General features: G+C 59.3%; 1 protein-coding gene. It reads left to right on the top strand.

Translation table 11 applies throughout. The features are described from left to right. Positions 1–921: 921 nt before the first annotated feature. The coding region (locus AC1DU6_RS30955) for an HlyD family secretion protein (protein WP_477861943.1) at positions 922–1,485 on the top strand (564 nt) is incomplete at its 3' end.

Below are 1,485 nucleotides of genomic sequence, written 5' to 3'. Positions count from 1 at the left end.
GCCCTGTTCAGCGGCCTCGATGAGCATATCGAGTGCACCTGCGCAACCCAGCAGACCTTTGCCGGCCACACGCCAGGCGATGACTTCACGATCGCGGCATTCCTTGGAAGGTCGTGACCACCATTTGCACTCGAACCTATCCGAGCACCAACCGCTGAGTCCAGGAGTTGGCGACGCCGGAACGGGCGCAACCGCCACTGATTGCCGAAGCGGGTGAGTTACGTCCCGCCGGCTAGGTTTGGGGATCACTGCCCTCGACAACGCACCGGTCAGACCACGACAGTCTCACTTACCACTGAGCTGTCGCGAAACGCAGGCGGCTCTATTTTTTTGTGCCAGTTTTGGCCTGTTTACGGCAAGTCCCGTCAAGCGTATTACTACGGATTGCGTCATGAATGCAACGCTCTTCTAAGCGTGTCAGCTGACAAGTGTAAGTAAGAGCTACGGAGATTCGTCGAGTTACAGACAACGACAGTCCAAGGCGGGTGCTGTTCAAGGCGGCAGGCGGTAGCGTTGATAGGTGCATCCTTCGCCTATATGCGCCCTTCTTTGCCGGACGTGCCGCTAACGGCTACCCATTTGCCCAGCTGATGCAGTTGGGCGAAATGCATCGAATGCACATAGGGTTTGCATTCATAGGATTTGCACCAAAGCCAAGCGCGGTTAACTGGCCGCCTATGCTGCGGTCAAACCACAACGGCGCGTCCACATAGATACGGGTATCAAAAGACCCGGTCAGGCCGAGAGGAACGGCAGGGGCGCGAAACCAAGGCCCCGCCTACCATGTCTAACGTTCCGCTGACAACTGCGTTAGCCGCTTCCCAACCGGGGACCGACGTGGCAGCGCCCGCAGCTTCAAGGAGTGGCTCAGCGCCTCCCCTCTTCCGAGCGGAAGTCCTTTCAGCACGCCAAGCACAGTGGTTGGGCGACATCCGCATCGCTCGGCCATTGAGCTTTAGCCTCGTCGCAGGCGCCTCGTTGTTCATGGCCGCAGTTCTCGTTGCGTACGTCTGCTGGGGGCAGATCACGCGAAAGATCACTGTGCACGGCCTCCTTTTGCCAGCGGGAGGACTGATCAATGTCACGGCGCCGCAGGCTGGCGTGATTGCCAAATTTCTGGCGCACGAAGGCGACATTGTGGAACTTGGCCAGCCACTGTTGACTCTTAAGGCCGAGCGCATCACCGCCCGAGGAGATGCCGCACTACTTACCGCTCAGGCAATAGCGGCTCGTCGCGCGACCCTAGAAACAGAACGTCGCCTAACCGACCAAAACCTGCGACAGAGATCCGAAGCCCTGCTTAGCCGAGAGCAAAGCCTGCGCAGCGAGGAAAGACAAGCAATTGCTGAGATTGAGGCACACGAGTTGCGCCTGCAACTCGCGCAGAAGACGTTGCAGCGGCAACAGGACTTGGCCGGCAGCGGCTTCGTGGCCGCCGCACAGGTCCAGCAGAAGCAGGAGGAACTCCTCGACCTCCAACTGCGC

It is taken from the genome of Roseateles sp. P5_B10 (genome assembly GCF_056400485.1).
This window is presented reverse-complemented; position numbering and strand designations above follow the sequence as displayed.